This window comes from Halalkalibacter oceani, from assembly GCF_040544555.1.
In the GTDB taxonomy this organism is placed as follows: Bacteria; Bacillota; Bacilli; order Bacillales; family Bacillaceae_D; genus Halalkalibacter; species Halalkalibacter oceani.
In genome coordinates, this window is record NZ_JBEPKD010000008.1 from 71,829 (window position 1) to 96,943 (window position 25,115).

The following is a 25,115-nucleotide window of genomic DNA, read 5'->3' on the forward strand; positions in this document are numbered from 1 at the left end:
TTTAAACAAAACGGTGAGTTTTCACCTTTTTTCTGAAGCTTGGAGCAGTGTGTAAAGGCGGTGCTTGATTTTAAAAGTCGATAACGAAGCTGTTTCTTCAGTGTCGACTTTAGACCGGAGACCTGTAAGAAATGGAGGGATCGAATAGAAAGGCTTCAGTCTGTTTCGTCCTTCTTTTATTATTAATTGGCTGCTCTGGGCAGACCACTAACTCAACAGCCGAAATGGTGCTAAAGCGAAACCCGGAGGCCGATATTATTCAATATGGAGAATATGTCTTCCAAAATGCTACTGAATTCGACCATTATGACCAGCAAAGCCTGGAAAAGGTCAAATGGATTGGTGAAATACAACATAACCGGACAACGCCAAGAGACTTCCGTGTTTTTCTGCAAATGTATTACCTGCAGGTACGCCCATTTATTCACCCGCGGAAGAAATTGATGATGAATTTTCTCATGATTGCAGAGCATGTGGATGTCTTATATATTAAAATCGCCTACCGAAAAAACCACTTCGGTAGGCGATTGGCGTATAAGGGAGTCACCGTCATGTTCTTTCTTCTCAACTTCTATTACTGTCCCAGCCTCACTCCATTTAATACCACCGCGCTGTTAGCATTTTCCGCTGTGTATAGAAGTTGACGCCGTCCTTTCCGTTCGCGTGCAAATCGCCATAGAAGGACTCCTTCCAGCCGGAAAATGGGAAGAAGGCCATCGGGGCAGGGACGTTGACATTAACGCCAAGCATGCCGACCTCGATCTCTTCGCGGTATTGGCGGACCGCTTCTCCACTCTTTGTGTATAAAACCGAGCCATTGCCGAATTTGGAGCGATTTGTCAATTCAATCGCTTCCGTCAAATCCTTCACTCTCATAATCGAGAGAACAGGCGCAAACACTTCCTGTTTCCAAATAGTCATCTCCGTTGTGACATGGTCGAAGATGGTCGCCCCTAAAAAGTAACCAGAAGCCAGCTCTGCCGGCACATCTCGCCCATCGCGGACAAGAACGGCTCCTTCGCCGACGGCCTCCTCCATTTGTCCTTTCACCTTATCAAGATGCGAACGGCGAATCACAGGGCCGAGACTCACCTTCGGATCGGCTCCGTCTCCGAGCACAAGCGCGTCAGCCGCCTTCGTCAAACGGCCAACGAGTTCGTCTGCAATATCCTCGGTGACGACGACAACGGCTGTCGCCATACAACGTTGACCTGCACTGCCAAACGCTCCGCTCATAATTCCCTGAACCGTCTTATCAAGATCGCAATCCCCGAGAACAATCGAATGATTTTTAGCGCCGGCAAGGGCCTGCACCCGTTTGCCATGGCTTGTGCCGGTCTTATACACATATTCGGCGACCGGCTGTGAGCCGACGAAGGAAATCGCCGGAACATCCGGATGCTCAAGCAGGCGGTTTACGACATCATGAGCCCCGTGGACGAGGTTTATTACCCCTTTTGGAAAGCCCGCTTCACTCGCCAGACTGACAAGCCGCTCCGCTAAAAGCGGCGTGCGCTCAGACGGCTTCAAAACAAAGGTATTGCCGCATGCTAAAGCAAGTGGGAACATCCAGCAAGGCACCATCATCGGAAAATTGAACGGTGTAATGCCGCCAACGACACCGACCGGATAACGGTACATCCCTGATTCAATGCCGGTCGCGATATCCGGAAGAACATCTCCCATCAATAGCGACGGGGCTCCCGCTGCAAATTCGACACATTCAATTCCACGCTGCACCTCTCCATAGGCGTCGTCATAGGTTTTTCCGTTTTCCTGCGTAATCAGTTTTGCCAGTTCACTATGCTGCGCGACCAGGAGCTGTTGGTACTTAAACAAATAACGGGCCCGCTTCGGCACAGGTACCTTTTTCCATGAACGAAAGGCTTCCTTTGCCGCCTCGACCGCTCTATCAACATCTTCTTTCGTCGACAGCGGGGTTTGTGCAATTTCTTCTCCCGTTGCCGGATTCGGAACAACCTCGTAGTGAGATGTTCTGGCGGCAATCCATTCGCCGCCGATATAATTTTTCAATTTGTTTGTCATGTTGCTTCCTCCGCTTCTTTTTATTTTCCTTTTGAGACAGGTCGCTGTTCATAGCTGAACAGCTCTTCGTATAAGCGGATGATTTCCGCTTTTCCAGGCACCTTCGGATTGTTTTGCGGGCTCCCGCTTTCCAGTGCATCGCCGGCCATCTTTTCCAGCTGACTCGCATACAGCTCCTCGTCGATCCCCCACTGACGAAGGGTGGGAATGTTCAGCCTCGCACATAGGGAGACAATGTTCTCGACTAAGGCATCCGACAGCTCCAGCACGCTGTCCCCGCGGCGTTCCGGCATCAGCACCCGCGCGATTTCAGCGAGACGGTCGCGGCAGCTTTCCTTCGTATACTTGAGTATAACCGGCAACAGCATCGCGTTGGATACACCGTGCGGCACGTCAAAAAGCGCACCGATTGGCCGCGACATGCCATGAACAAGACAAACAGAAGCATTTGAAAAAGCCATTCCAGCCAGCATCGATCCATAAATCAATTCATGCCGCGCCTGTAGGTTTTCACCATCATGATAGGCGGTCTCAATATGACGATAGATACGTTCCAACGCCGATAATGCCAGCATATCCGTAAACGGATGCGCCTTTTTGCTAATGTATGCCTCAAGGGCATGCGTCAAAGCGTCGATTCCCGTCGCCGCGGTTATATGGGGTGGTGATGAAACCGTCAATACCGGATCAACGATCGCCTTTTGTGGGATAAACGCTTCCTGCTTGATCATCATTTTGACAGCGTTTGCTGTATTTGTGACGACTGTTACATCGGTCGCCTCCGAACCGGTTCCCCCTGTTGTCGGGATTGCTATTAGCGGGAGTGGATTTTTTTCGGCGATCTTCCCGTTGTTCATATAGTCGCTGATCTTCCCGCCGTTCGTTGCCAACACCGCAACGGCTTTCGCCGTATCAATGCAGCTCCCTCCGCCAAGGGCAATAATGTGATCGCAGCTATATTGCTGCAATAACGCTAAAGCCTGAACAACATAGATGTCTTTCGGCTCCGTTTCAACACCTAAATACTCATGCCAATACACCCCGCTCTCCTCCAGTAGTTCGCCCGCCCGATCCACATTGCCGAGACTTTTCATTATTTGGTCACTAATTAGCAAAGCCTTGGTGCCAACCTTTCTTGCTTCAATTCCCACCTGCTGAAAACTGCCTGTTCCATACACAATGGTTTTCGGCAATTGATTCGTTACTAATCGCATGCTTGATCCCTCCTTGCCCCGTAAGTTGCAACTATCGTGCCAAGTTACAAGATCCAGGTTTGCAAGCGTTTTCTGGATAACTGTTGTTATTTAGATACAAATGTTTATGATAAATGTCGCAAAAATGCGACATAGGACATTTTTTCTTTGTCACTGCCTCTTGTTTCCGAGTCGTTCAGAAGCCCGGATAAAAATTAGCTGCGTTTTATTCTAAATTTTTATATGCATGAATAAGCTTGCTAATAAATCAGGTTAGTGAGGCAGAAAAAGCCTCTACGCTAAAATGTAAACCTTTACATTTTTTGGCTGGAGCTTAGAAACACATCTCTTTTTTGATGTATACAGCATGCCGAATACGGTAGCAAAGGAGGATTATATTGGAGTCTCATCAATCAATCATTAAAAAAAACGTGCCACTTTACGAACAGGCTTATCGACAATTAAGGACCGACATCTTAACGGGAAAAATTAAATCCGGCAGCAAACTAATCGAAAGCGCTCTGGTCGATCGTTTTCAAATTAGCCGTACCCCACTGCGGGAAGCGCTGCGACAGCTTCAAAAAGAAGGATTACTCGTCGACGATACGAGCCTTGGATTTCAGGTGATTGAATTGAATGCGCAAACGTACAGGGAAATATACGAAACAAGATTAGTGCTGGAAAAAGAAGCAACTAAATTAGCTGTTCAAAACATAACAGACGAACAAATCTCGCAGATAGAGGACGTGATTCAGGAGGCAGAAGCGTTAGTAAACGAGGCCAACCATTTGCGGATTATGGAAGTGAACGCTAAGTTCCATGAAACGATCATCCAGTTTTGCGAAAACAACACACTTGTCCAGTTTTGGAGGCGGACGCTCACTCTCCTGGCGCTTTATCGTGCCAATGTATTGGAGCATTCGGAAAATATCCAGGATTCCCATCAGGAACATAAAGCAATCCTGGCGGCCATAAAAAAACGGGATGTCACCAAAGCGATCGAGGAGGTGGAAATCCATGTGATAAAAAGCTTACACCGTAAAAAACAGAAATGGCTTGAGTCGTGATGAGGTTAGCCACGCCGGCCTGTCTGCACACAGGCTGGTGTTCTAAACATAATTAAGAGGAGGTTATTCACTGATGTGTACAAAAAGCAGACCTTTTTGGATCTTGATCGTCCTGGTCATTTTTATTCCTTTCATTGTGGCATGCAGCGAAAATCGTTCACAGCCAACCGAAGGCGCTTCACCTTCCTCCGGCGATGCAGTGAACGGCGGCGGGGAACCCGAGCTGACGATCCGGCTGGCAACAAACGGCGGACCTGGAAATATGCTTCATGATTCCGCCTATGAATATGCCAAACGGATCGAAGAAAAGTCGAACGGAAAAATAAAAGTCAATGTGTTCGCCAATAGTCAGCTTGGAACCGATTTAGCGGTAATGGACGCGGCCAATTCCGGCAGTATTGAAATGGTCATTGTATCGACAGCCTTAACGCAAAAAGCACCGGAGTTTGGCGTATTCGATATTCCGTTCTTATTCGCCGACCGAACAAAGGTTAAGCAGTTTTCGGAAAGCGATGTCTGGCAGAATGAACTGAAGTCCCTTTTACCGGAACATGGACTGGTCGGTCTTGGATTTTTTGAAAACGGTTACAGACAAATTTCAAACAATGTCAGACCGATCCACACCCCTGAGGATTTAGAGGGGATCAATATTCGGGTTCCCGACAGCCGGATTCGGATTGCAATGTTTGAAGAATTTGGCGCCAATCCAAGCCCGCTCGACTTTTCGGAGCTGTTTACCGCACTTCAGCAGGGAGTGTATGACGCTCAGGAATCGCCGATGCCAGCAATTGTAGGGTCTGCCTTGCATGAGGTTCAGCAATATTTATCGATCACGAACCACGTCTACTCGCCTTGCTACCTTCTTGCAAGCCAAGTCTGGTGGGATACGCTCTCACCTGAACACCAGCAAATCTTTGAAGAAGTCGCGATTGAAACCGGTGACTGGAGTCGGGATGCCGGTCAGCAGGCAGATGACGAATTAGTGGACTTCTTTAAAGAAAACGGGGTGGAAGTAAACGATGCTGATATTCCATCGTTCCAAGCCAGAATCGCACCCGTAGTTGATATTATGAAAGAAAATATTGATCCTGATTTTGTCGACAGAGTCATTGAAGCTGCCAAATAATGAAGCCTGCAGATGAAAGGCGGCGGTTCCATTCTGTGTCGTAATCAGGCTCTATTTTCCTTATTAAGGAGGGAAACAATGAAAATCTTATCTGCTCTACTGCTCAATGGAACAAGGCTATCATTACTCCTCCTGATGATTATCATGGTGATTTCCGTAAGCTGGGGAGTTTTTGCCCGCTATATTTTACAAACATCCGCTCCGTGGACCGGAGAATTAGCGGCTTACACGCTAGTATGGCTGACGTTCCTCGGCTCGGCACATGCCGTTTTTGAAAAGACGCATATTCGCTTTGAAACTCTTATTGAGCTGTTTCCAAGACCGGTTCAGCTTACGATCAATGCCTGCTTTAATGCGCTGATTATTCTCTTTTTTGCTCTGATCATGATTTATGGAATTGAAGTAACTGCCAAGACAATGAGTGACCAATCGATGACGTTGCCAATAACGAAAGGGGTCATTTACGGAATATTACCCGTTTGCAGCATTCTGATTATCATCGGATTGCTTACGGAAACGATTCAATCATTTAGAGGAGGGAAACAATGACTGCATTTCTGTTTGTCTTTTCATTACTCTTCTTTGTCTTGCTAGGAATGCCGATCGGATTTGCTTTAGCCATTGTCGCTTTACTCCTCCTCTTCTATTCCGGCTCCGTCCCGCTGGATATTCTCCCCGTCGTCCTGCTGGATGGCGCAAATAGTTTTCCGTTGCTCGCTGTTCCATTGTTTATGCTGGCGGGAGAGTTAATGAATGCGACGGATATATCCCGGCGCTTAATCGCATTTGCTTCCAGTATCGTCGGCTTTATCCGCGGCGGCCTGGCGCATGTCAACATTGTCACTTCAATGATCTTTGCTGAAATATCAGGTTCCGCTACGGCCGATGCCGCCGCGTTGGGAAAAATATTAATCCCCGAAATGAAACGGAAGGGATACCCGGCCGGTTTTGCAGCAGCCGTCACCTCCTGCTCGGCGACGATGGCAATTTTAATTCCTCCGAGCCTGCCGCTCATCCTTTATGGAGTGATGGCCGGTGTCAGTGTCGCCCAATTATTTATCGCCGGCATTATCCCCGGCTTGCTCGTTGGCTTTGGCCTGATGATCGCCTCCTATATCTTTGCCAGGTATAAAAAGCTGGAAATCGAACAGCGCTTCTCTTTGTCATTTATTTATCAGGCATTCAAGGATGCTTTTTGGGCCTTGCTGATGCCGGTCATTATTCTTGGAGGAATTTTAGGGGGCATCTTCACCCCGACTGAAGCGGCAGGTGTCGCCGTTGTCGTGGCGTTCATCATCGGAACATTTATTTACCGGAAGCTGAAATGGCGTGACCTGCCAACCATTTTAATTAGCGCCGCTAATCAGACAGCGATTGTGATGATCATTATTGCCACTTCAAAATTAGTCGGCTGGTATTTAACAAGTGAAATGATTCCTCAACAATTATCAGCTTTCATTATTTCACTGACAGACAGTCAATGGGTTTTACTTCTTCTGCTGAATGTTTTCATCTTAATTATCGGCATGTTTTTCCATGCCTCGGCGGCGATTATTATGTTAGTTCCTATTTTAATGCCTTTAATCAATGAATTCGGAATTGACCCGATTCACTTTGGTATTATGCTTGCCATGAACCTGGCGATCGGGCAGCAGACACCGCCCGTCGCTTCCGTCCTGTTGACAACCTGCTCTGTAGGGCAAGTGTCATTAAGCCAAACAATCCCTTATTTGAAATATTTTCTCTTTGTGATGGTTGTTCTGCTTTTGATTATTACCTATATTCCGTTAGTCAGCCTATGGTTGCCTGCTTTGCTGGCGTAGACGTTACCATAATAAGAGAGGTGGATTCTATTGAGAAAACCAAGATTAGCCCTTTTACTGGGAGAAGCGGCTGGCATTGGCCCTGAACTACTAGCAAAAGTGGCAGCCGATTCCTCAGTCCGTCAGTTTGCCGATTCTCTTTTAATTGGCGACCTCAGGGTTTTTGAGCAAGGGTTGACGATCGCTAATAGCCAGGTAGATTATGTCGCGTTTACCGATCCTGATCAGGCATTGAAGCATATCGGCGAGGAAACGGTTCCGTTTTTAGATTTGCAAAATCTGAATCCAAGCGATTTGCAGTTAGGTCAGATTTCCGCCACATCAGGCCGAGTTACAGCCGCAACGTTAACGTATGCCCTTCAATTAGCGAAAGAGAATAAAATTGACGGCCTCGTATATGGCCCTCTTAATAAAGAGGCGCTTTATGCAGGCGGGGTTCATTTTCAGGATGAAATGGAGTTTTTCTCCGACTTCTTCAGCTTCACAGGAATAGCCGGTGAAATGAACACAGTCGATGATTTGTGGATTGCCCGCGCAACCTCCCATATCGGGATTAAACAAGTCAGTCAACATCTCACAGCAGATAGCGTTAAACAGGCAATCCTTTTAGCCAACCAAACATTGAAAGAAGTCGGGTACAGCTGTCCGAGAATCGGCGTTTGTGCGCTCAATCCCCATGGCGGGGAAGGCGGTTTGTTTGGCGATGAAGAAATTAGAGTGATTGCCCCTGTTGTCGAACAGGCGAAAAAGGAAGGAATTAGCATTAGCGGCCCCTACCCTGCTGATACAATTTTCCTTAAAGCAGTCGAAGGGGAGATGGATGTTGTCCTCGGCATGTATCATGACCAGGTTCAAATTGGCTTTAAACTGATCGGCTTCAAAAGAGGGGTAAGTGTCAGTGCCGGGCTGCCGACGGTTATTACAACCCCGGCGCATGGGACAGCATTTGATATCGTAGGAAAAGGCATCGCAGACCCCGGTCCCATGAAACGCGCCATCGCCATCGCCGCAAAAATGGTGGAATCGCGCAAACGCCTGCATGCCGGGAGGGAGGCAAAATGACGAGAGGAACGGTTTATTCAGAAAGAGACGGATCGATCGCGACGATTTATTTAAACCGGCCGAAAAAAAGAAATGCTTTGAATTTAGAAATGTGGAAGACCATTACGGAGCTAATCGAATCATTTGAAACGGATAGTGAAGTGAAGATTGTGATCTTTCGCGGTGTCGATGAAACCGCCTTTGCGGCAGGCGCCGATATTCATGAATTCAAAACGTTTCAAAACAATCCCGACGCGGCGATAAACCATAATAAAATCGTGTTAGAAGCGGAAAAACGAATTATGACCTTCTCGAAACCGACGATTGCGCTCATTCAAGGCTTTTGCATCGGCGGCGGTTGTGAAATTGCCTGCGCCTGTGATTTCCGCTTTTCTACTGAAACAGGCAAATTCGCCATTACCCCGGCTAAAATCGGGCATATATACAATACCACCGGAACAAGAAATGTGATCAATTTAATCGGACCGGCCAAAACAAAGGATCTGCTTTACACCGGTCGAATCCTCACCGCAGAGGAGGCCTTCGCGATCGGCCTGATTGATCGAATCTATCAAGCAGAGGACATTGTCGATCAAACGTACCAATACGCCAAAGATATTGCAAAAAACGCCCAACTTTCCGTCAGAGGGGCCAAACATGTCATTCATAAAGTGTTGGAAGGAGCGACTAAGGATACAGAGGAGCTGGCAGCCTTAATCTATGACTCTTATTGTTCAAAGGATTTTAATGAAGGAGTCAGTGCCTTTATTGAAAAAAGAAAACCTCATTTCACGTATTCGTAAACGTCCCTTTAGCAAAAACAGGGAACAAGAGAAAAAGACTCGCTTTTCCGCCTCTCTTGTTCCTTCTCTACAGGCGGGTCTCAATCTAACTGAAACTCTTTTAATTTGCGGTATAACGTAGCGCGATGAATACCAAGACGTTTTGCCGCTTCCGTCTTGTTCCCCCCAACCTCCAGCAGCACCTCGCTAATTTTATGTTTTTCGCCGGCATCCGCCGCTTCTTTTAATGATGACGCGAGAACCGCCGGATTTTGAAAGGCTCGTGGAAGATCGGCCTGGCCGACCTCGGTCCCGTCAGCCATCGTCATCACATAATCAACCGTATTCACCAGCTCCCGGACATTTCCGGGCCAATGATAAGAGAGCAGCAGACGCAAGGCCTCTTCCTTAAACTCCTTATTCTTCATTTGATAGTCGGCGGCACATCTCTCCATGTAATGACTGAGCAGGAGAGGAATGTCTTCTATTCGTTCCCGCAACGGCGGCAGCTGAAGCGGAATCACATTCAAACGGTAGTAGAGATCCTGACGGAATGCCCCCGACTCTACTAACCCTTCCAGACGCGTATTCGTTGCGGCAATCAGCCGAACATCTACGCGCATCGAACCGCTGCCCCCGACTCTCGTAAGCTCTTTCGTCTCCAGCACTCTGAGGAGCTTTGCCTGCATCGCCGGCGACATGTCAGCAACTTCATCTAAAAACAACGTCCCCCCGGACGCCTGCTCAAACTTTCCGCTGGCCCCGCCGCGCTTCGCTCCGGTAAAAGCTCCTTCCTCGTAGCCGAACAGCTCTGCTTCCAGCAATGATTCAGGAACGGCCGCGCAATTGACCGCAACAAACGGTCCCTCATTCTGAGAACTGAGATGGTGGATCGAACGCGCAAATAACTCCTTCCCTGTTCCGCTCTCCCCTGTTATTAAAACGGTCGCCTTTGTCCGCGCTGCTTTCCGCGCAAAGCTTTTGCATGTCTGCAATGCCCTGCTTTTTCCGATCATCTGTTCAAAGGAGTAGAAGCTGTCGGTCGAAGGTTCTCCCGCTTTGCCCTGCTCAGCCATGGCCGGGCCCGCCTGCTGCAAAATCTGATAGAGCTCCGATACTCCCTCAAAGATCAGCATGCCAATCGCACCAATAATGTCCTGTCTCTGCCAAATCGGGATGCGGTGAACAACCATTTTCTGGCCTTGAATAATCTGAACCTTGCCTCTTTGCGGCATACCGGACTTCACGACATGATGAAGCTCGGTATTATCAATCACATCACCAACAAATTTTCCAATCACTTCCTGCTCGGTCTTTTTCCCAAGAAAGCTTAAATAAGCTTTGTTCATACTGACAATTTTCCCTTGTTTGTCTACAATGACAACTCCTTCGTAAGCGCTTTCAAGAATCGTTTCCAAAATTGCCTTCTGCTGATGATCCGCCCGAAGAAAATGCTCATTCGCTTGTCGCCACCGTTCCTTTGTAATCGCCCCCGCCAGTCCGCTTTCATGCTTAACAAGCACGAGCGGTAAATCGTTAAAACGAATGTCATGGATCGAGGAACTGCTCTCGACAAACGCCACCTCTTCCAACGCCTCCAGCGGAAGCACACTTTCCAGCGACTCAACCTCTGTCAGCAGCCGCAGCATCGTATTCGCTTCAATTGTCCCCCACACCTCGTTCTGCTCATCAATCACGATAAGAGGATGAACCGCTTTCCGGATCAGCCGCGCCCATTCCTGAACCGACTGCTGACGATAAACAACAAACGTTACCGGCTCTGCCCAGTACCCACAGGAATCTGGTTCAGCTGTCCTAAACGCAAACTCATGTAACTGCTGCTCCATTACTTGCCCTCCTCTAAGACTGACGACGGACAGGAAAACCCGCCCGCCCCAATCCGACTCATCGCTTCAGGGAATGATTATGTTTTATTTTAGCACAATTTTTTAGGAAGTAATGTAGGTGACCTAAATGCTGAAACGAACGAATCACTAACTCACCTGAAGAAGAAGGATCCACATTCCCGTTATCATTAGTTACATTTTGCCGATTAACGGAATCTCGTTCTCATTGAAGAGGCTTGAACGTCGATCAGACTCCGTTAACCTAAAAAAATCAGCCACACGTCGACTCCACGTTGTTAAACAAACGTTTCATTAAATTGTGGTGGCCTGGCTTTTCTTGGCTGGGCCGGTCATTTCTTTTCAAGCCCTGCTCAAACCAGCTTCTTATAATGGCTCCTTTATGTCCTTAACCAATAGGCGCTGCCATCGGGTTTTCGATCGAGAAAGCCATATTCGATTAAATATCTTCTAATCATCACATAATCGTCGTAGATCGGCTTCAGTACTTGATTGAGTTCCTTTTCGTTATAAACGAAATCTGGGTCGAGCTGCTTGACGATCTCTCTAAGGACGATAAGTCTCTGCTTTTCCTTTGGCGGAAATTTCTTTAGCGGCTTGTCAACTCCGCCCGGAAAAAACTTGGTAATGACCGCTTTCTCCTCTTCCTCGGTAATGTTGTAGCGGTCATCGACCATTGTCGCCGTTTTGTGTACAGGGATAAAAGCCGGGGCGTGCTGATCCTTTTCCTTCAGCAATTCCATCATCGCCAAAAATGTTTTCGCCTGTCTTTCTTTTTCCTTCAAAGCAAAACGGTGGTGCCGGATTGTCGACGGACTGCCGATCTCGAGTTCCGCTTGAATTTCCTTGTCACTCTTCCCTTGATAAAAAAGGCGAAGCAGCTTTTTCTGGTGATCGGTTACCCCCGTCAGCTTCTTATCCATTCCTAAAAGGTAGTCAAAGACAGAGCTGTGTGCTTTTTCAATATGAATCCTCATATACCTCTCCGCCTCATATGATACGTTCTCATAGGAATAGATTACACCCTTTTCAATTTTTTCCCCGCATAGCAGACAACTGTACGAATGCTGCTCTTCGACAAAGCCCTGTTTTAACTCATCAAGCGATGCTTCCCAAAACCGTTCAGACAGCTCCATATTAAACACATCCATTATAAGTTTGTTTTATTGCAAACAAAATATAAATTTGTTTTCAATACATATCCATCATACTGATCATTCGGATGTCCGTCAACCTAAAAAAGGTTCTAAGCAAATGGGAGACGGAGCCTTCGTCCGTCCTGACATTCACTTAGAACCTAAAAACCCGCTTTGGCATCATGGCAATGCTTCACTCACCAAAGTTTATTGCAGTTACATTTCAACTTCTTTTTGCGGATATTTTTTTAGAATCCAATGCTTCATCAATAGATAGTAGACCGCCGCCCCTACAACCATCGCGATGAAAAAGGCATAATCCGGAAAGAAGATACCGGACAGAATTCCCGGAATGAAAACGATAAACGCAGCCGGATTGAAATTATTGGCGTATCTGTACTGGCCATTAGCATCATATAAATCATCAATCGACAGTTTGCGTTTTCTGATGAAATAATAGTCACTGACCATAATCCCAAGAATAGGTCCAAGCAGACAAGAGATGATTAATAAGATCGTTGACGTGTAATCGGCAAATTGCCATGGCTGGATAAGCAAGCCGATAATCCCGGCAATGATGACCGCCGTACTGAACTTGATTTTATTTGGGAAAAGATTCACAAATACATAACCAGGCGGCATCAGGTTTTGACCTGTATTAGAAGCTATTTGAGCAAAAATGACAAACGCTCCTAACACAAAGATTAACAAAAATTTATTATCCTGGAACACTTCCGTCATAACGGTAATCGGATTCCATTCACCCGTCGCAATGCCGCTGACCATCCCAATAGCGACAAAAAGACCCATCGGGAGAATTAACCCCCAGAACTGTGAATGAATGCTGCCGCGGTTTAATACGAAAAAGCTGTCACTCTCGCTTCTTTTCATGAAGCGTGTCATATCAGCGATACTGACCGCCATTGTAATTTGCGCCCCGGCCATAATCGCCATCCCGGTAATAAAAGAGATTCCGCCGTCGCCCGGGCTTAGGAAATCTGCCATTGTAATTTCATATCTGTTGATTAAGAAATATAAAATATACAGCCCTGTTACGAATAAAACAGGCGTTGCCACCCAGTCAAATTTTTCAATCGCGTTAATTCCTGAAGCTGTATTCCAAATCTGAAAGGCACCAAAAATGATAATAATCAGTGTTAAATTTGAATAGCCCGTCAACGCAATGATGATTTCATTGATCGCCATTGAGCCGAGCCACGTCTGAAAACCGAACCAGAAAATCGCTGGAAGTGCGCGAATCAGGCCAGGAATATGAGCCCCGAGATAGCCGAAAGGTGCTCGAATATAAACAGCATACGGAATACCGTGCTTTAGCCCGATATCCCCGGTTAATACAAGAAGAACCCAGACAATGACATTACCGAGAACAGCTGTCAAAATAATCGCTACCGGAGAAAGCGAAGGGTAAAGCTGCGCTCCTGCGATGAACGAAACGAGCTGCACATACATTCCGACACAAATCATAAAAAAGCCGATGCTCGTCACGGTCCGGTCTGATAATTTGGTTGGCATAATATCTTTATTGCTCAAGCTTAGTCCAGCACCATTTGATTGTTGATTAACCTTAGCATTATTTTCCATGATTACCTCCTGTCATTGGCTTTGTTCTCTTGATGAAAGTTCCATAACAATCGTCCTGATTCAGTTCGCCATCGGAAATAACATGATGTCCTCTTACTAAAGTATGAGATACTTTTCCTCTCACTTTTTTTCCCTCAAATGGTGTATAATTAGTTTGCATGTGTAGGTGTTGGGCCGTGAGCAGCTGTGTTGATGTGGGGTCAACAATGGTTATATCTGCGTCACTCCCAATGCCTATTTTTCCTTTTTTAGGGTACATCCCCATTACTTTTGCGATATTTGTTGATGTTAACTCTGCGAATTTCTCCCGTGAGACCCGTCCGCTTTGCACGCCGTCCGAATAGAAGACGATCCCTCTCGTTTCGATCCCCGGCAACCCGTTTGGCGCGCTTGGAAAATGAGTGGCGTATTTATTTTTTTGTTCGATATTATAGCAGCAATGATCGCTGTTGATCATATCAACTAAATCTTCTGATATCATATCCCATAAGCGTTCTGTTTCTTCTTTCTCCCGGATCGGCGGACTGCAAATATAGAGCTGCCCATTCTCTTTCTCGTAAACTTCTTCGTCTAATGAGAGATAATGCGTGCACATCTCTGTGAAAACAGGTAGATTCTTCTTTTGCTTATAGTGCTGAAGAAGCTCTTTTACTTTGCCTGTACTCAGATGGACAAATAAGCTGGCAGCTTCCGTATCTTCGATTAAAGCTAACAGACTTGCGACTTCCTCAGCCTCTGCCATCGTCGATCTGCTTTTCGCGTGATAAATAGGTGTCAGCTGTTGATTCGCTACGAATTGGTTGATCGCCCGGCTGATGATGTCATTATTCTCTGCGTGAAAAAGAGCTAAGCCGTCATGTTTGGCAATCAGTTTCAATATGTCATAGATCGCACCCTTATTCACCCGTACGAGATTATCATAGACAGTGAACATTTTAATGCTCGGGATCCCGGCTTGAATGAGCTGCTCCACTTGTTCAAGATGATCTAAGTTCGCTTCTGTGAAGCAGCCATGAAAGGAATAATCTACATAGCATTCACCCTGCGCTTCTTCCAATCGTCGTTGCAAGGCGTCAAGCGGGGTTTCGCCCTCATACGGAATGGCAAATTCAATCAGGGAAGTCGTTCCTCCATAAGCAGCCGCCAGGGAAGCCTGTTTAAAAGAATCCAAGGTTGAAAACTCACCAAGCTTGAAATTAATATGGACATGGGAGTCGATCATCCCTGGATACACTTCCATCCCGGAGGCGTCGATTGTCTTTCTTGCCTCTGGAAAATAAGCGGCATTTCCAAGCTGAACAATTTCTCCGTCTTTGATGCCTACGTCTACCTGTTGTGTGGAATCAGCATTAATGACTGTTCCATTTTTAATTATTGTATCTAACATTGTTTTCCTCCATTCCTTGTCATCATCGCTCGACTTTCTTCACCCTTGTCTATGATCAATCACCCCCTTTAAGAACGGTTATACTCAATCAAAAATTAAATTTGTTAAGTGCTCAAGATGATGGGCCATCATTTCCTCCGCCTTTTCCATATCCTTTTGCTTCATCGCCTCCAAAATTCCTTCATGCTCCTGAAGCTGATGAAGCCTTACTTCGTAATTCAATATTGCTTTCATATTAAGATGGCCCCACAGCGGGTGGTTGCTTTGTTCAAGCAAGGATGTAGCGATCTGCGTCAATATTTCATTATGCGTCGCTTCCGCTATTTTCGTATGAAACATAGCCCCATACTTAAAAAATTCCTCCAGCTGATCTTCATCGTTTATCAGCCTTCTCATTTCAACCACGGTATGCTCAATATCTGCAATATCCTGTTCCGTTGCCCGTTCAATCGCCAGTTTCGTCACTAACGTTTCAATATGAATCCGGGCTTCAATTAACTCATATGCGCTGCTGTTTTTCATCTTTTTGATTTCAAAATCAAAATTCGAAGCCTTGTTTTTAATGTACGAGCCATCACCTACCCTGATTTCAATAATGTTCATAATTTCCAAAACGGCTAACGCCTCACGAACCGATGCCCGACTTACCCCCAATTGAGCCGAGATCTCTCTTTCCGCCGGCAATTTATCGCCGATTTTGAAATTACCTTCTTGAATCGCTTTATTAATCTGATCTGCAATTTTTACATAAAGCTTTTCCTTTTTTTCAATTGGTTTAAAAAACATTCTCTCACTCCTCTACTAAATATTCCGATAATTTGGCCGATTTGTCAAGCTGTTTGATGGCCTGACCAATTTTTTATAAGATCTCCCCTTCCATTTTTCAGCTGAAAAGGACAGCCAAAGAGCGGGTTCCCAGCCCTAATTCAATAGAAGCCGGGAAACGGTGCCCCTTTGTCTCAAGCACTTAAAATTCCTCGTATATCGCCGGGTCCTGATTTTTCATCCTTCCATCCGGACGCGTTACATCCGAGATTGCCCTCATATCGGCTTCCTCTAAAGAAAAATCAAAAATGGAAATATTCTCGAGCTGTCTTTCCGGAGAAGCAGATTTCGGAATGGAAATTGCGCCGAGCTGATAATGCCACCGTAACACCACCTGTGAAACCGACTTATGATATTTATCGGCAAGCTGCTGAAGTGTCTTGTTTTGAAAAACCTGATTGGCTCTCGCCAGCGGGCTCCAGGATTGAGTCTTAATCTGGTTGCTTTCATGCCACGCTCTTTGTTCGGCCTGATTAAAGAAAGGATGCAGCTCAATTTGATTAATACTTGGCTTGATTCCCGTCTCCCGCTCCAGACGCTCAAGATGCTCCGGTAAAAAATTGCAAACCCCGATCGAACGGATCAGCCCTTGCTTCTTCGCATGAATTAAAGCTTGCCACGCTTCCACATAGTGATCCTGTTTAGGGTTCGGCCAATGAATGAGATACAGGTCATAATAGTCAAGATTCGCGCGAAATAACGATTCCCGAATCGCAATTTCAGCTTTTTCATATTCCTGGTAACGCCCCGGCAGCTTGGAGGTAACGATTACCTCTTCTCTTGGAATCGAGCTGCGTCTAATCGCTTCCCCTACCGTTCCCTCATTTTCATAATTATAGGCCGAATCAATCAGGCGATAGCCTCTTTCATCAATCGCACCCCGAATCGCCTCAGCGCCTTGCTCACCCCTTAATTGATACGTCCCCAACCCAATGACGGGTATAGTAATCCCGTCATGAAGAGTAACTTCCGGAATGACATTTCCCATTGCGCATATCCCCTTTCAGACTTGGTAAACTCTCTTACATTATGAATAGATTAACATATTCCTCCAATTAATACTCGCGTAAAGCGAGATGGAGACAGCAGCCATCGCTCCGTTCATTGCTTAAAGGCTGGGCAAAGGTTTACACCCTTTATCCCAGCCTAATCCTCTGTTTCATTTCAAACATTAAACGAGGCTCGAAACCTCTTCTGCTGAGCCTGTCAGATTACGACTCACCAAGCTGCATCACCCATTCGCGGAGTTTGTGCTTCGGATAATAGATCGTGCCGTTTAAGACGACATGGGGAATATCCGGGTGCTCGACCGTTAAGCTTCGGGCATCCTCCTTGGAGATATTCAGGAAATCATGAACATCTTTCTCCCGGATCAGCTCGTACTCATCTTCAGCCGAGTCGAGCAAACCCTCCGCCTGAGGATTATAAAAGTTCTTCAGCCCTTCGCCGATAAAATAACCGGCAGCTGCAATGCCAATTGCTAACGAAATCATTGTTCCGCTCCCTTTTCATTATTCAGCAACAATCATCTTCTCACTCAACTCAATAAACTCGTCGGCAGTAAGCTCTGGATGAGCCAGGATAACCGAATAGGAAAGTCCCTCTTCCTGCCATACTAGCGAGCGGAATTCATTTAACTCTAAGTACGACCCCTCTTGCCCGCGAATCGTTATTTTTTCTTCCCCCAAGGAAGCAGACTCCTCTTCCATCTGCTCCGATGCTTCAAATACCGTTACCGAAAAATGTGGGACTCCTTCTTTCACATATTCGATTGTCACTTCCGCGCGGTCCCATTCCCCTTGAAGCTCCATCACTTCAATTCGTTCAATCGCAAGCCCGTCGGTTTCAGGAATGTAGGAAAACGGCTTGCCGACATATTCAATCGCTTCATCTAATGTCAACTCCTTCGGATCCTTAATACTCAGATCCTGCCATTCCACATCTTCAGGCAGCTCCAGTTCAAAAAGATCATCCGTGATCTCAGCCTCAAAATCAACCATCGTATATGTCCAATCGATCGTCAAGTTGCCTGAGCTGGAGACATTTTTCAAGATCATCCAATTCTCTTTATCGACCCAAATTTCCTGATCACCGAGCATTTTGCCTTCTTCATTCGCCGTCGCGATCAAATGATGAGCGACCCGGCCGGCAATTTCCGCTTCCTGTCCGGCTGAAATCGCGTGCGTATCGCGAATGAGACTTAATAAGTGCTCAGCCTGCTGCTTAGGAGACATCGGCGTAAGCGCAGAAAGCTCATCCTCCGAGCTGTCGAAGCGCATTGCCTTATTCGCCAACGGCTGGTAGCTGATAAATGCCGTTCCTGTATTGACAGAGATTTCCGTTGAATCGCCCTCACTGTTCACAAGGTCGATCCGCCTCTTCCCATCCGCGCTAACCCATTCCTTCAAGCTGTATTGGTCAATCACCTTATCACCCTCGCTGGTCGTCACTTGCGCCTCCCCATAGTAGGCCTGAATACCTTCCTGCTCCTCTAACGCCTGGCTCAGCACCTGCTCTGGAGAATACTGACTACCGCCAGCGGCACACCCAAATAACAGCAGGGAGAGTCCCGCGAGACCAGCTGCTTTACCGAAATTCCTTTTGTTCATCTTCCTCACCTTCCCCTTCATGTTTTGGTAAGCGGCAAATGACACATGTACCGGACTCCTCTTCTGAGAAAAACCAGACCTCGCCGCCATGCTTTTCGATAATTTGCTTTGTAATGCTCAACCCAAGTCCCGTTCCTCGGGATTCCTTCTTCGTTCTCGCCTGATCGGCCTGGTAAAGCGGATCAAACACATACGGTCCTTGTTCCTTCTTGACGCCTTTCCCTTCATTTTGCACGACCAGATAGAGCGCTTCCTCCGCAAACGGCATCTGCTCTGCGGCAAATGGAAAAAGCCACTCCGGCTGCCAGCATGTGTCCGAAAACACCGCCAGCCAAATGGTTTTGCCTGGCGCGGTATGCAAGATAGCATTGCTCATCAAATTGTCCGCCACCCGCATCAGCTGTTGCGGATTGACGAAATACGCGCCGCTCACCTCACAGCTCACATGAATGGTGATCCCTTTTTCGCGGCAGAGCGGCTCATAATCCGCAACGAGCATTTCGAAGAACTCCTGACCTTCGACCTTGACGAACGTCATCTCATAATTGGATGATTGCATCAGCGTGAACATCAGCAGGTCATCGAGCATCTGTTTCATATAATTGGCTTTATCAAGCACGATCATATGGTATTCCTTCCGTTCCTCCTCGGCCAACCTGTCTCCTGAATGGAGAATTTCTTCGGTATAGGCGCGAATCGACGTTAAGGGCGTTTTTAAGTCATGCGACAGCGTGGCAATCATATATTCCTTTTCCTTTTGCTCTTTCTCGACCGCTTTTCGCGCGTCTTCGATTTGCCTTTTCATCCGGTAAAAATGCTCTGTCAGCAGCCCGATTTCATCCTCATTGGTTCTGACTTCCTCGATCTCTTGACGGTTGGCAAATGCCGTCATCTGTTCCATTAACAGCTTTAACCGCCGGTTTAATTTCCGATTAAGCAGTAAAATGACGCTCATATAGATAACTAGAAACAGGAGCGCCAATCCGGCGAACGTCAGCCAGCTTCTTTCCTCAACAGCAGCGAGCCATTCACTTCGGCCAACTTGCACTTCAAAAAAACCAATCACTTCATTTCTTTCAAAAACGGGCTGTCTGTAACTGTATGCCCGGTGCCCCTGCTCCAGCTTGTATAAATCCTGATATAATCTGTCCAGCGGAGTGGCGAAGGAGGAGGTGTTCCATGGAGTGGAACTGTATAAAGTAAAACCGTCACGATTATAAAGCGAAATGGACAATTGAGCATTGGTCAACTCTTCAACACTCGTCCAGTCGATGGCTGGCTGGTACAGCAGCGGATCATCGAGCGCGTCAATAATCGCCTGGAGTTCAGACCATGTTTGAAAATACTCCTCAACATTTTGCTCATGATGATAGGCCTGAATTGAAGCGACAAGGAAATAAGCGCCCGCCAGTGGAAGAACCATTACGATAAAGTAAGAGAGCAGCAGCCATGTCTTCAGCTTCATGTTGGCTCCCCGATAAAGCGATAGCCTTTTCCCCATACGGTCTGGACAAAGCGGGGACTTTTCACCGGATCGCCAAGTTTTTCCCGCAATGACTTCACATGAACGGTGACGGTATGCAGTCCATTTGCATCGACCTGCAGCCATACATGCTGATACAGTTCGCTTTTAGAAAAGATCCGGTTTGGATGCTGAGTCAGAAGCTTAAGCAACTCAAATTCCTTCACTGTCAGCTCTTTTTCCTTTGCATCGACGAACACCTTTTGCTGCTCCCAGTTAATCATTAACCCGTTATCATAGACGGTCGTGTCGCTGAAATCAGCCGTCCCCTTATAGCGGTGCCAGCGTTTGATTGCCGATTCTACCCGCGCTTTCAGTTCGGTAATGCTAAACGGCTTTTGCACATAATCGTCCGCGCCAATGTCAACGAGCCCTTTCACCTTATCCTCATCTTCCGTCCGGGCACTGATAATTAATAACGGAATATCGCTTTTCCAGCGGATATTCCGGCAAAGAGTAAAGCCATCCATTTCAGGCAGCATCAAATCAACGAGCACAAGATCAAACGTGTCTCGCAAAAAATCCTCCCAGCCTTCCAGTCCGGTCGTGGCCCACGTCACCTCATACCCTTCCCGGGAAAACGCATCTCGAATGACACGGGCAATTTCCGGATCATCCTCTACTAACAATAATCGTGCATCCATGCTTATTCCTCCTGACTACAATGTACCATGTGCTTTTTTCATCTCTGTCTATTTTATCGTTTCTTTATAAATAGGGAATGCGCTTTTTCCTTTGGAGCAGGGAAAAGCTCCTGATACCCAAGTTAATGAAGCAAAGAAGGTGGCCTTTTATTTGTTAATCTTCAGTTTGTAATAAGATTACTGAAGGTGATAAATTCTGAATATAAAAAGGCCTCAAGCGGATGACAATGAACCACCTGAGACCTTTCCTATAAGTTTATTGATCTACTACTGAACCGTCCACATGAAGGCGGGTTCGAATTTCTCTTCTAGAATACGGGAACCGTGTTTCGACATCATCTGCCAACTCTACCCCTACACCCGGAAGTTCAGGAATAAGAATATAGCCATCTTCACAAGGCAAGGTTTTCTTAACCACATCGGCTTGACTGAACGATTTATCTTTATCATCAGTCTTAGCTGCAATATACCGCTCTGTCGCTGAAGCTCTGTCATCACCTGGATACTCCTGTAATGCAAAATTTGGAATGCTTGCGGCAATTTGAATACAAGCTGCTGTACTAACAGGGCTTAATGGATTATGAGGAACAACCATCGCATCATGTGCCTCTGCTAACGCAGCAATTTTTTTAGCACCTGTTATGCCGCCACACATACATACATCTGGCCTGACATAATCAACAGCATTTCTGCTTAAAAGATGAGCAAACTCTTGAGGTGTATGGAACCTTTCACCTGTTGCAAGTGGGATATCAATGTTATTTGCTATATGAGTCATTGAATCAAAGTTATCAGGTGTAGTAGGATCCTCGATAAAGAATGGATGATATTGTGCAATTCCTTTAGCAAAAGCAATTGCCTCCGCTGGTTTAAGCCTTCTATGTATTTCAATACACAGATCGACTTCATCACCAACAGCTTCCCTATACAAGCGAACTCTCTCAATTGCATTTCCTATCTTCTCAGCATACGTTTCGTAATATGGTAATTCTCTATCTTCGTCCAAAAAAGGAGTCAAATGACCAACCGCTGTGAACCCTCTTTGCTTTGCCAATTTGAGGTTATTGATTAGATCTTCTGTCGTTTCTCCTCCGACATGATAGTACACTCTTGCTTTGTCACGAACTTTCCCACCAAGCAATTGATAAATCGGGGCATTTAAGTACTTTCCTGCTATGTCCCACAAAGCAATATCGATCGCGCTCAAAGCGCCCATAATTGCTGCCCCGCGAAAATGAAAGCTTCGATACATATATTGCCAATGATGCTCAATCCGTAAAGGATCTTGGCCTAAAAGGTAGGTTTTAAAGCTCTTAACTGCCTCTGCCGATGCGTCTAAAAAACCCCAGCACCCTGATTCACCTAATCCAACAATACCTTCGTCTGTGTGAACTTCAACAAAAAGAAACCTATTAACAGGAATTACTTTTACATCTGTAATTTTCATTAACTATCCTCCTTAGAAAGAACATACTATGTGAGGCAAACTTTATTTATCCAAACGATGCTTATCTACGTAGCTCCGATTCAGCTCGATTCCAAATCCATGCCCGTTCGGTACTTCATAATACCCATTTATGAAAGGGTTTCTATTCTCAATTATGTTATAAAATAAGGGATCCCTATCAGGGTGAAAAACTTCCAAGTAGGTTCCATTCGGAATCGACGCTAATAGGTGGGCGGATACTTGCGGTTCTTCATGGTGGGCCATCTGAATACCTAAAGCCCAACTTGCTGCTGCTGCTTGTTTCCATGCCGTTGGGCCAGCTCCCCAGCTTGCATCAAAATTACAAACATCAATCGATCCTGCTTTCATTAACTCAATACAAGCTGCAGCTGAAACTTCACTCTGTCCTCCAGTAATAGGGATTCCAGACATGAACCGTACGTCCCGCATCATCGTTTTGTCATTGTACCAGTGACAAGGCTCTTCAAACCAACGAATGTTATAGTCTTTAATTCGTTCAGCAAAATGAAGCGCTTCCATTACTGTCCAGCCTTGATTAGCATCCACTGCTATTATAAACTCCTCACCTGCTGCTAACCTGGCTATCTCTACGCGCTTCGCATCAATCTCAGGCTTCCTTCCTCCTACTTTGAATTTAACACCGGCTACTCCTAATTCTTTGTAAGATTCTATATCCTCTTTAATAGCTTCCGGATCGTACTCTACCCCTTCTTGGTAATAACCTCCAATCAACATAACTGGTAACTTTTCTTGATAACCCCCCCACAGCTGATATAAGGGAATTGACAAGGTTTTACCTATAGCATCATATATAGCACTATCTATACACGCTAATGCTTGAAGAGCAATTTTACGATCAGCTAAAATATCAAAGGTAAATGGTAATAGTTCTTCCCATATTTTATTTACTTGAAAAATATTTTTACCTTTAATCAAAGGCGCCATTTCATTTGTAATCATCTTTATTATCTGGGCCTGAGCCTCTTCCATTTCATCACCATTATAGATTTCTCCTACGACCCCGTCCTCAGTAGTAATTCGGGTAATAATAGTACAACGATGCGTCATATAGTAATGACTGCCTTTAAAAGTTTTGTTTAAAGCTACCCGAACCGGAATAACCTCCACATCTTTAATTAGTGATTTCATTTTCGTCAATGCTTCCATGTTTATGCCTCCTTATAAATAAATCTTTTCATCCCGGAAACGTTTCCAATAAAATTATCTCACTTCTCATGCTCGACGTCAATAATAATTCTGAATATATTTAATTTTTAAAACTATATTATTTCCATCATTCCGGAATTACTTTTTTGTTTTTTAACCTGATTTCATTTGCAGATAAAATAAAAAAAGGTGGTTAAGCCGCCTCAGACCGTAGACAAAACGACTTTGAGAAAGGACTCTCAAAGCCGTTTTGCATTTTTCGTATGGTTTTCCGAAGATGGCACTATCGGTTTGGTATTCCTTCAGTGCCACATCGCCAGTTTTTTCAGATTTATGGCAGCAAAAACAAGCATCGTCTGCATGGAAATTTTTTTGAGCCCCTTCAGGTTCGTCCAACGCATCCTGACAAATGTGGCATAAGACCAGCTTCTTATGGTGTTTTGGTACATTGGGAAAGCACTGAACAGTCCTGACACATATTTGGATTAGAGCTGTATTCACGTCTTTTTTTGCGGAGAAGCCACCTCCCTATTTCCCACTAGAAAAAGCGAACGGGATGGGAGGGCCGACTCCTGCAGGAGAGAAGGGCAGGTTGAAATCCACCGGCGCAGCCGGTTAATTCAACGCCCGCCTGCGGAAAGCGTGCCCCCCATCCCGGTAGCGAGGACGAAGAGCTAAACCTTGACTACGAAACAAAATAGCCTGTCGACTTTGTCGACAGACTGAAGCGGTATAAGTTGCCTTAGATAATTTTAATACCATATGTTATTGTCGTTTTAAGAAGCCACACGATTCCCTTATAATAAATTCGGTAGGAATTCTAAAAGGTTCAATTTTGCCGTAGAGTTCCGGTTCATTAATATAACGGATTAATATTTGCGCAACACTGTAACCTATGTCATTTAAGGGACGCCGAATAACGGTTACCGGGGGATCTAACAAATGTGTTAGTTCATAGTCCTCAAACGTGATAATGGAAATATCCTCTGGATATCGCAGATGATTATCCCTTATCACTTGTAAAACCCCATGAAAGATATAATGATTCAACGAAAAAATCGCTGTTATCGTGCCGTTTCTAATTTTCGGTAAAAGATCATTCATTGCCTTCTTACCGCCTTGGCTTGAAAGGTCACTTTCAATAATGATCCCTTCCCCTGTATTCTCAATACCACTGTCAATGAAGGCTTGTTCATAACCTTCTTTGCTTTTTCGAAATTGACGGCGGGTATGAGAACCTCCAATTAAGGCAATTCCCCGATGACCAAGCGATAATAGGTATTGTACAGCTTTATTAACAGAAGTGAAGTAATCAGTATATACACCCGCAGGTATACCAGGTATGTCCCTGTCCATCGTTACAATAGGAATCCCCATTTGATTAACAATTTCGCTTAAATTAAGATTATCTTCTCGTGGCGGAGCAATTATAATTCCATCCAGATGTTGATTCTCTAACGCCGCTAATATTTTGACTCTAACATCCTCATCGTCTCCAACGTTACATAAAGAGACAGAATAGCCAACGGTATCTAAATATTGAGAAATACCATTAGCTATTTGGGTAAAGGCTACATTGGAAATATTCACAAATAAAGCGATTTGTTTATATTGTTTTGTTCTCATAGTGCGAGCTATCCGATTAGGGGTATATCCTAAGTCTTGAATGCTCTTAAACACTTTCAGTTTTGTTTCTGCATTTATTTCTCCTGAACCATTTATTGCCCTTGATACAGTGCCTATGCCTACACCTGCATGCTTTGCTACATCTTTAATTGTAACTTTATTTTTTTTCATTAAGTATTTCCCCTA

At 45.5% G+C, this 25,115-nt stretch carries 22 protein-coding genes and 2 pseudogenes; 7 read left to right on the forward strand and 17 right to left on the reverse strand.

Annotated elements, in window-relative coordinates:
* Nucleotides 1-131 precede the first annotated feature (131 nt).
* A complete protein-coding gene (locus ABMB67_RS10920; protein ID WP_354572072.1) occupies nucleotides 132-644 on the forward strand; it encodes a hypothetical protein in 513 nt (170 codons plus the stop codon).
* Here ABMB67_RS10920 and ABMB67_RS10925 read toward each other — a convergent pair.
* Nucleotides 598-2,046: a CoA-acylating methylmalonate-semialdehyde dehydrogenase gene (locus ABMB67_RS10925; protein ID WP_354572073.1), complete on the reverse strand. Its 1,449-nt coding sequence runs from the start codon at nucleotides 2,044-2,046 to the stop codon at nucleotides 598-600. The genes ABMB67_RS10920 and ABMB67_RS10925 overlap by 47 nt on opposite strands.
* A 20-nt stretch (nucleotides 2,047-2,066) precedes the next feature.
* Complete coding sequence (locus tag ABMB67_RS10930; protein WP_354572074.1) at nucleotides 2,067-3,260, reverse strand: iron-containing alcohol dehydrogenase; 1,194 nt, start codon at nucleotides 3,258-3,260, stop codon at nucleotides 2,067-2,069.
* A 377-nt stretch (nucleotides 3,261-3,637) separates the two neighbouring features.
* On the opposite strand from ABMB67_RS10930, the gene ABMB67_RS10935 reads away from it, so the two are divergent.
* The 6 genes from ABMB67_RS10935 to ABMB67_RS10960 all read left to right on the forward strand — a co-directional run bounded on the left by ABMB67_RS10935 (nucleotide 3,638) and on the right by ABMB67_RS10960 (nucleotide 9,099).
* Nucleotides 3,638-4,306, forward strand: a complete 669-nt coding sequence (locus tag ABMB67_RS10935; protein ID WP_251223543.1) for a GntR family transcriptional regulator — start codon at nucleotides 3,638-3,640, stop codon at nucleotides 4,304-4,306.
* Nucleotides 4,307-4,379: 73 nt separating this feature from the next.
* Entirely contained in the window at nucleotides 4,380-5,432 is a 1,053-nt protein-coding gene (locus tag ABMB67_RS10940; protein WP_251223544.1) for a TRAP transporter substrate-binding protein, read from the forward strand.
* Nucleotides 5,433-5,510: 78 nt separating this feature from the next.
* Nucleotides 5,511-5,981: a TRAP transporter small permease gene (locus tag ABMB67_RS10945; protein ID WP_251223545.1), complete on the forward strand. Its 471-nt coding sequence runs from the start codon at nucleotides 5,511-5,513 to the stop codon at nucleotides 5,979-5,981.
* On the forward strand, nucleotides 5,978-7,255 hold the full coding sequence (locus ABMB67_RS10950; RefSeq protein WP_251223546.1) for a TRAP transporter large permease: 1,278 nt from the start codon (nucleotides 5,978-5,980) through the stop codon (nucleotides 7,253-7,255). The genes ABMB67_RS10945 and ABMB67_RS10950 overlap by 4 nt, the downstream gene beginning before the upstream one ends.
* 30 nt (nucleotides 7,256-7,285) lie before the next feature.
* Nucleotides 7,286-8,317: a PdxA family dehydrogenase gene (locus ABMB67_RS10955; protein ID WP_354572075.1), complete on the forward strand. Its 1,032-nt coding sequence runs from the start codon at nucleotides 7,286-7,288 to the stop codon at nucleotides 8,315-8,317.
* A complete protein-coding gene (locus ABMB67_RS10960; RefSeq protein ID WP_354572076.1) occupies nucleotides 8,314-9,099 on the forward strand; it encodes an enoyl-CoA hydratase/isomerase family protein in 786 nt (261 codons plus the stop codon). Before ABMB67_RS10955 ends, ABMB67_RS10960 begins: the two co-directional genes overlap by 4 nt.
* A gap of 80 nt (nucleotides 9,100-9,179) precedes the next feature.
* Here the strand turns inward: ABMB67_RS10960 and ABMB67_RS10965 are convergent, their stop codons facing one another.
* From ABMB67_RS10965 to ABMB67_RS11035, 15 genes and pseudogenes are all read right to left on the reverse strand, one after another.
* Nucleotides 9,180-10,925 (reverse strand): sigma-54 interaction domain-containing protein, encoded by a 1,746-nt coding sequence (locus ABMB67_RS10965; protein WP_354572077.1) that lies wholly within the window; start codon nucleotides 10,923-10,925, stop codon nucleotides 9,180-9,182.
* Nucleotides 10,926-11,323: 398 nt separating this feature from the next.
* The gene (locus ABMB67_RS10970) at nucleotides 11,324-12,079 is read right to left on the reverse strand and encodes a DUF2087 domain-containing protein (RefSeq protein ID WP_251223550.1); all 756 of its coding nucleotides are present in this window, start codon (nucleotides 12,077-12,079) and stop codon (nucleotides 11,324-11,326) included.
* A 216-nt stretch (nucleotides 12,080-12,295) separates the two neighbouring features.
* Nucleotides 12,296-13,681: a cytosine permease gene (locus tag ABMB67_RS10975; protein ID WP_354572078.1), complete on the reverse strand. Its 1,386-nt coding sequence runs from the start codon at nucleotides 13,679-13,681 to the stop codon at nucleotides 12,296-12,298.
* Nucleotides 13,671-15,071, reverse strand: a pseudogene (gene hydA, locus ABMB67_RS10980) (dihydropyrimidinase); the annotation flags it as partial. The gene ABMB67_RS10975 and the pseudogene hydA, both read right to left, overlap by 11 nt.
* A gap of 81 nt (nucleotides 15,072-15,152) precedes the next feature.
* Nucleotides 15,153-15,854, reverse strand: coding sequence for a FadR/GntR family transcriptional regulator (locus ABMB67_RS10985; protein ID WP_251223553.1), 702 nt, complete (start codon nucleotides 15,852-15,854; stop codon nucleotides 15,153-15,155).
* A gap of 181 nt (nucleotides 15,855-16,035) precedes the next feature.
* The gene (locus ABMB67_RS10990) at nucleotides 16,036-16,881 is read right to left on the reverse strand and encodes an aldo/keto reductase (RefSeq protein WP_251224463.1); all 846 of its coding nucleotides are present in this window, start codon (nucleotides 16,879-16,881) and stop codon (nucleotides 16,036-16,038) included.
* Between the two features lie 223 nt (nucleotides 16,882-17,104).
* Nucleotides 17,105-17,386 carry a DNA-binding protein gene (locus ABMB67_RS10995; RefSeq protein WP_354572079.1) on the reverse strand — a complete coding sequence of 94 codons (282 nt, stop codon included), beginning with the start codon at nucleotides 17,384-17,386 and terminating at the stop codon, nucleotides 17,105-17,107.
* 18 nt (nucleotides 17,387-17,404) lie between these two features.
* On the reverse strand, nucleotides 17,405-18,502 hold the full coding sequence (locus ABMB67_RS11000) for a LolA family protein (RefSeq protein WP_354572080.1): 1,098 nt from the start codon (nucleotides 18,500-18,502) through the stop codon (nucleotides 17,405-17,407).
* Complete coding sequence (locus tag ABMB67_RS11005; protein WP_354572081.1) at nucleotides 18,480-19,967, reverse strand: sensor histidine kinase; 1,488 nt, start codon at nucleotides 19,965-19,967, stop codon at nucleotides 18,480-18,482. The genes ABMB67_RS11000 and ABMB67_RS11005 overlap by 23 nt, the downstream gene beginning before the upstream one ends.
* A complete protein-coding gene (locus tag ABMB67_RS11010) occupies nucleotides 19,964-20,668 on the reverse strand; it encodes a response regulator transcription factor (RefSeq protein ID WP_251224459.1) in 705 nt (234 codons plus the stop codon). The genes ABMB67_RS11005 and ABMB67_RS11010 overlap by 4 nt, the downstream gene beginning before the upstream one ends.
* 256 nt (nucleotides 20,669-20,924) lie before the next feature.
* Nucleotides 20,925-22,115 (reverse strand): galactonate dehydratase, encoded by a 1,191-nt coding sequence (gene dgoD / locus ABMB67_RS11015; RefSeq protein WP_354572082.1) that lies wholly within the window; start codon nucleotides 22,113-22,115, stop codon nucleotides 20,925-20,927.
* A gap of 42 nt (nucleotides 22,116-22,157) precedes the next feature.
* Complete coding sequence (locus tag ABMB67_RS11020; RefSeq protein ID WP_251224457.1) at nucleotides 22,158-23,303, reverse strand: mandelate racemase/muconate lactonizing enzyme family protein; 1,146 nt, start codon at nucleotides 23,301-23,303, stop codon at nucleotides 22,158-22,160.
* A 153-nt stretch (nucleotides 23,304-23,456) separates the two neighbouring features.
* A complete protein-coding gene (locus ABMB67_RS11025) occupies nucleotides 23,457-23,699 on the reverse strand; it encodes a hypothetical protein (RefSeq protein WP_251224456.1) in 243 nt (80 codons plus the stop codon).
* A pseudogene (locus tag ABMB67_RS11030) lies at nucleotides 23,606-23,805 on the reverse strand (IS5/IS1182 family transposase); the annotation flags it as partial. The pseudogene ABMB67_RS11030 and the gene ABMB67_RS11025, both read right to left, overlap by 94 nt.
* A 263-nt stretch (nucleotides 23,806-24,068) precedes the next feature.
* Nucleotides 24,069-25,100 carry a LacI family DNA-binding transcriptional regulator gene (locus ABMB67_RS11035; RefSeq protein ID WP_354572083.1) on the reverse strand — a complete coding sequence of 344 codons (1,032 nt, stop codon included), beginning with the start codon at nucleotides 25,098-25,100 and terminating at the stop codon, nucleotides 24,069-24,071.
* Between the last annotated feature and the right edge of the window lie 15 nt (nucleotides 25,101-25,115).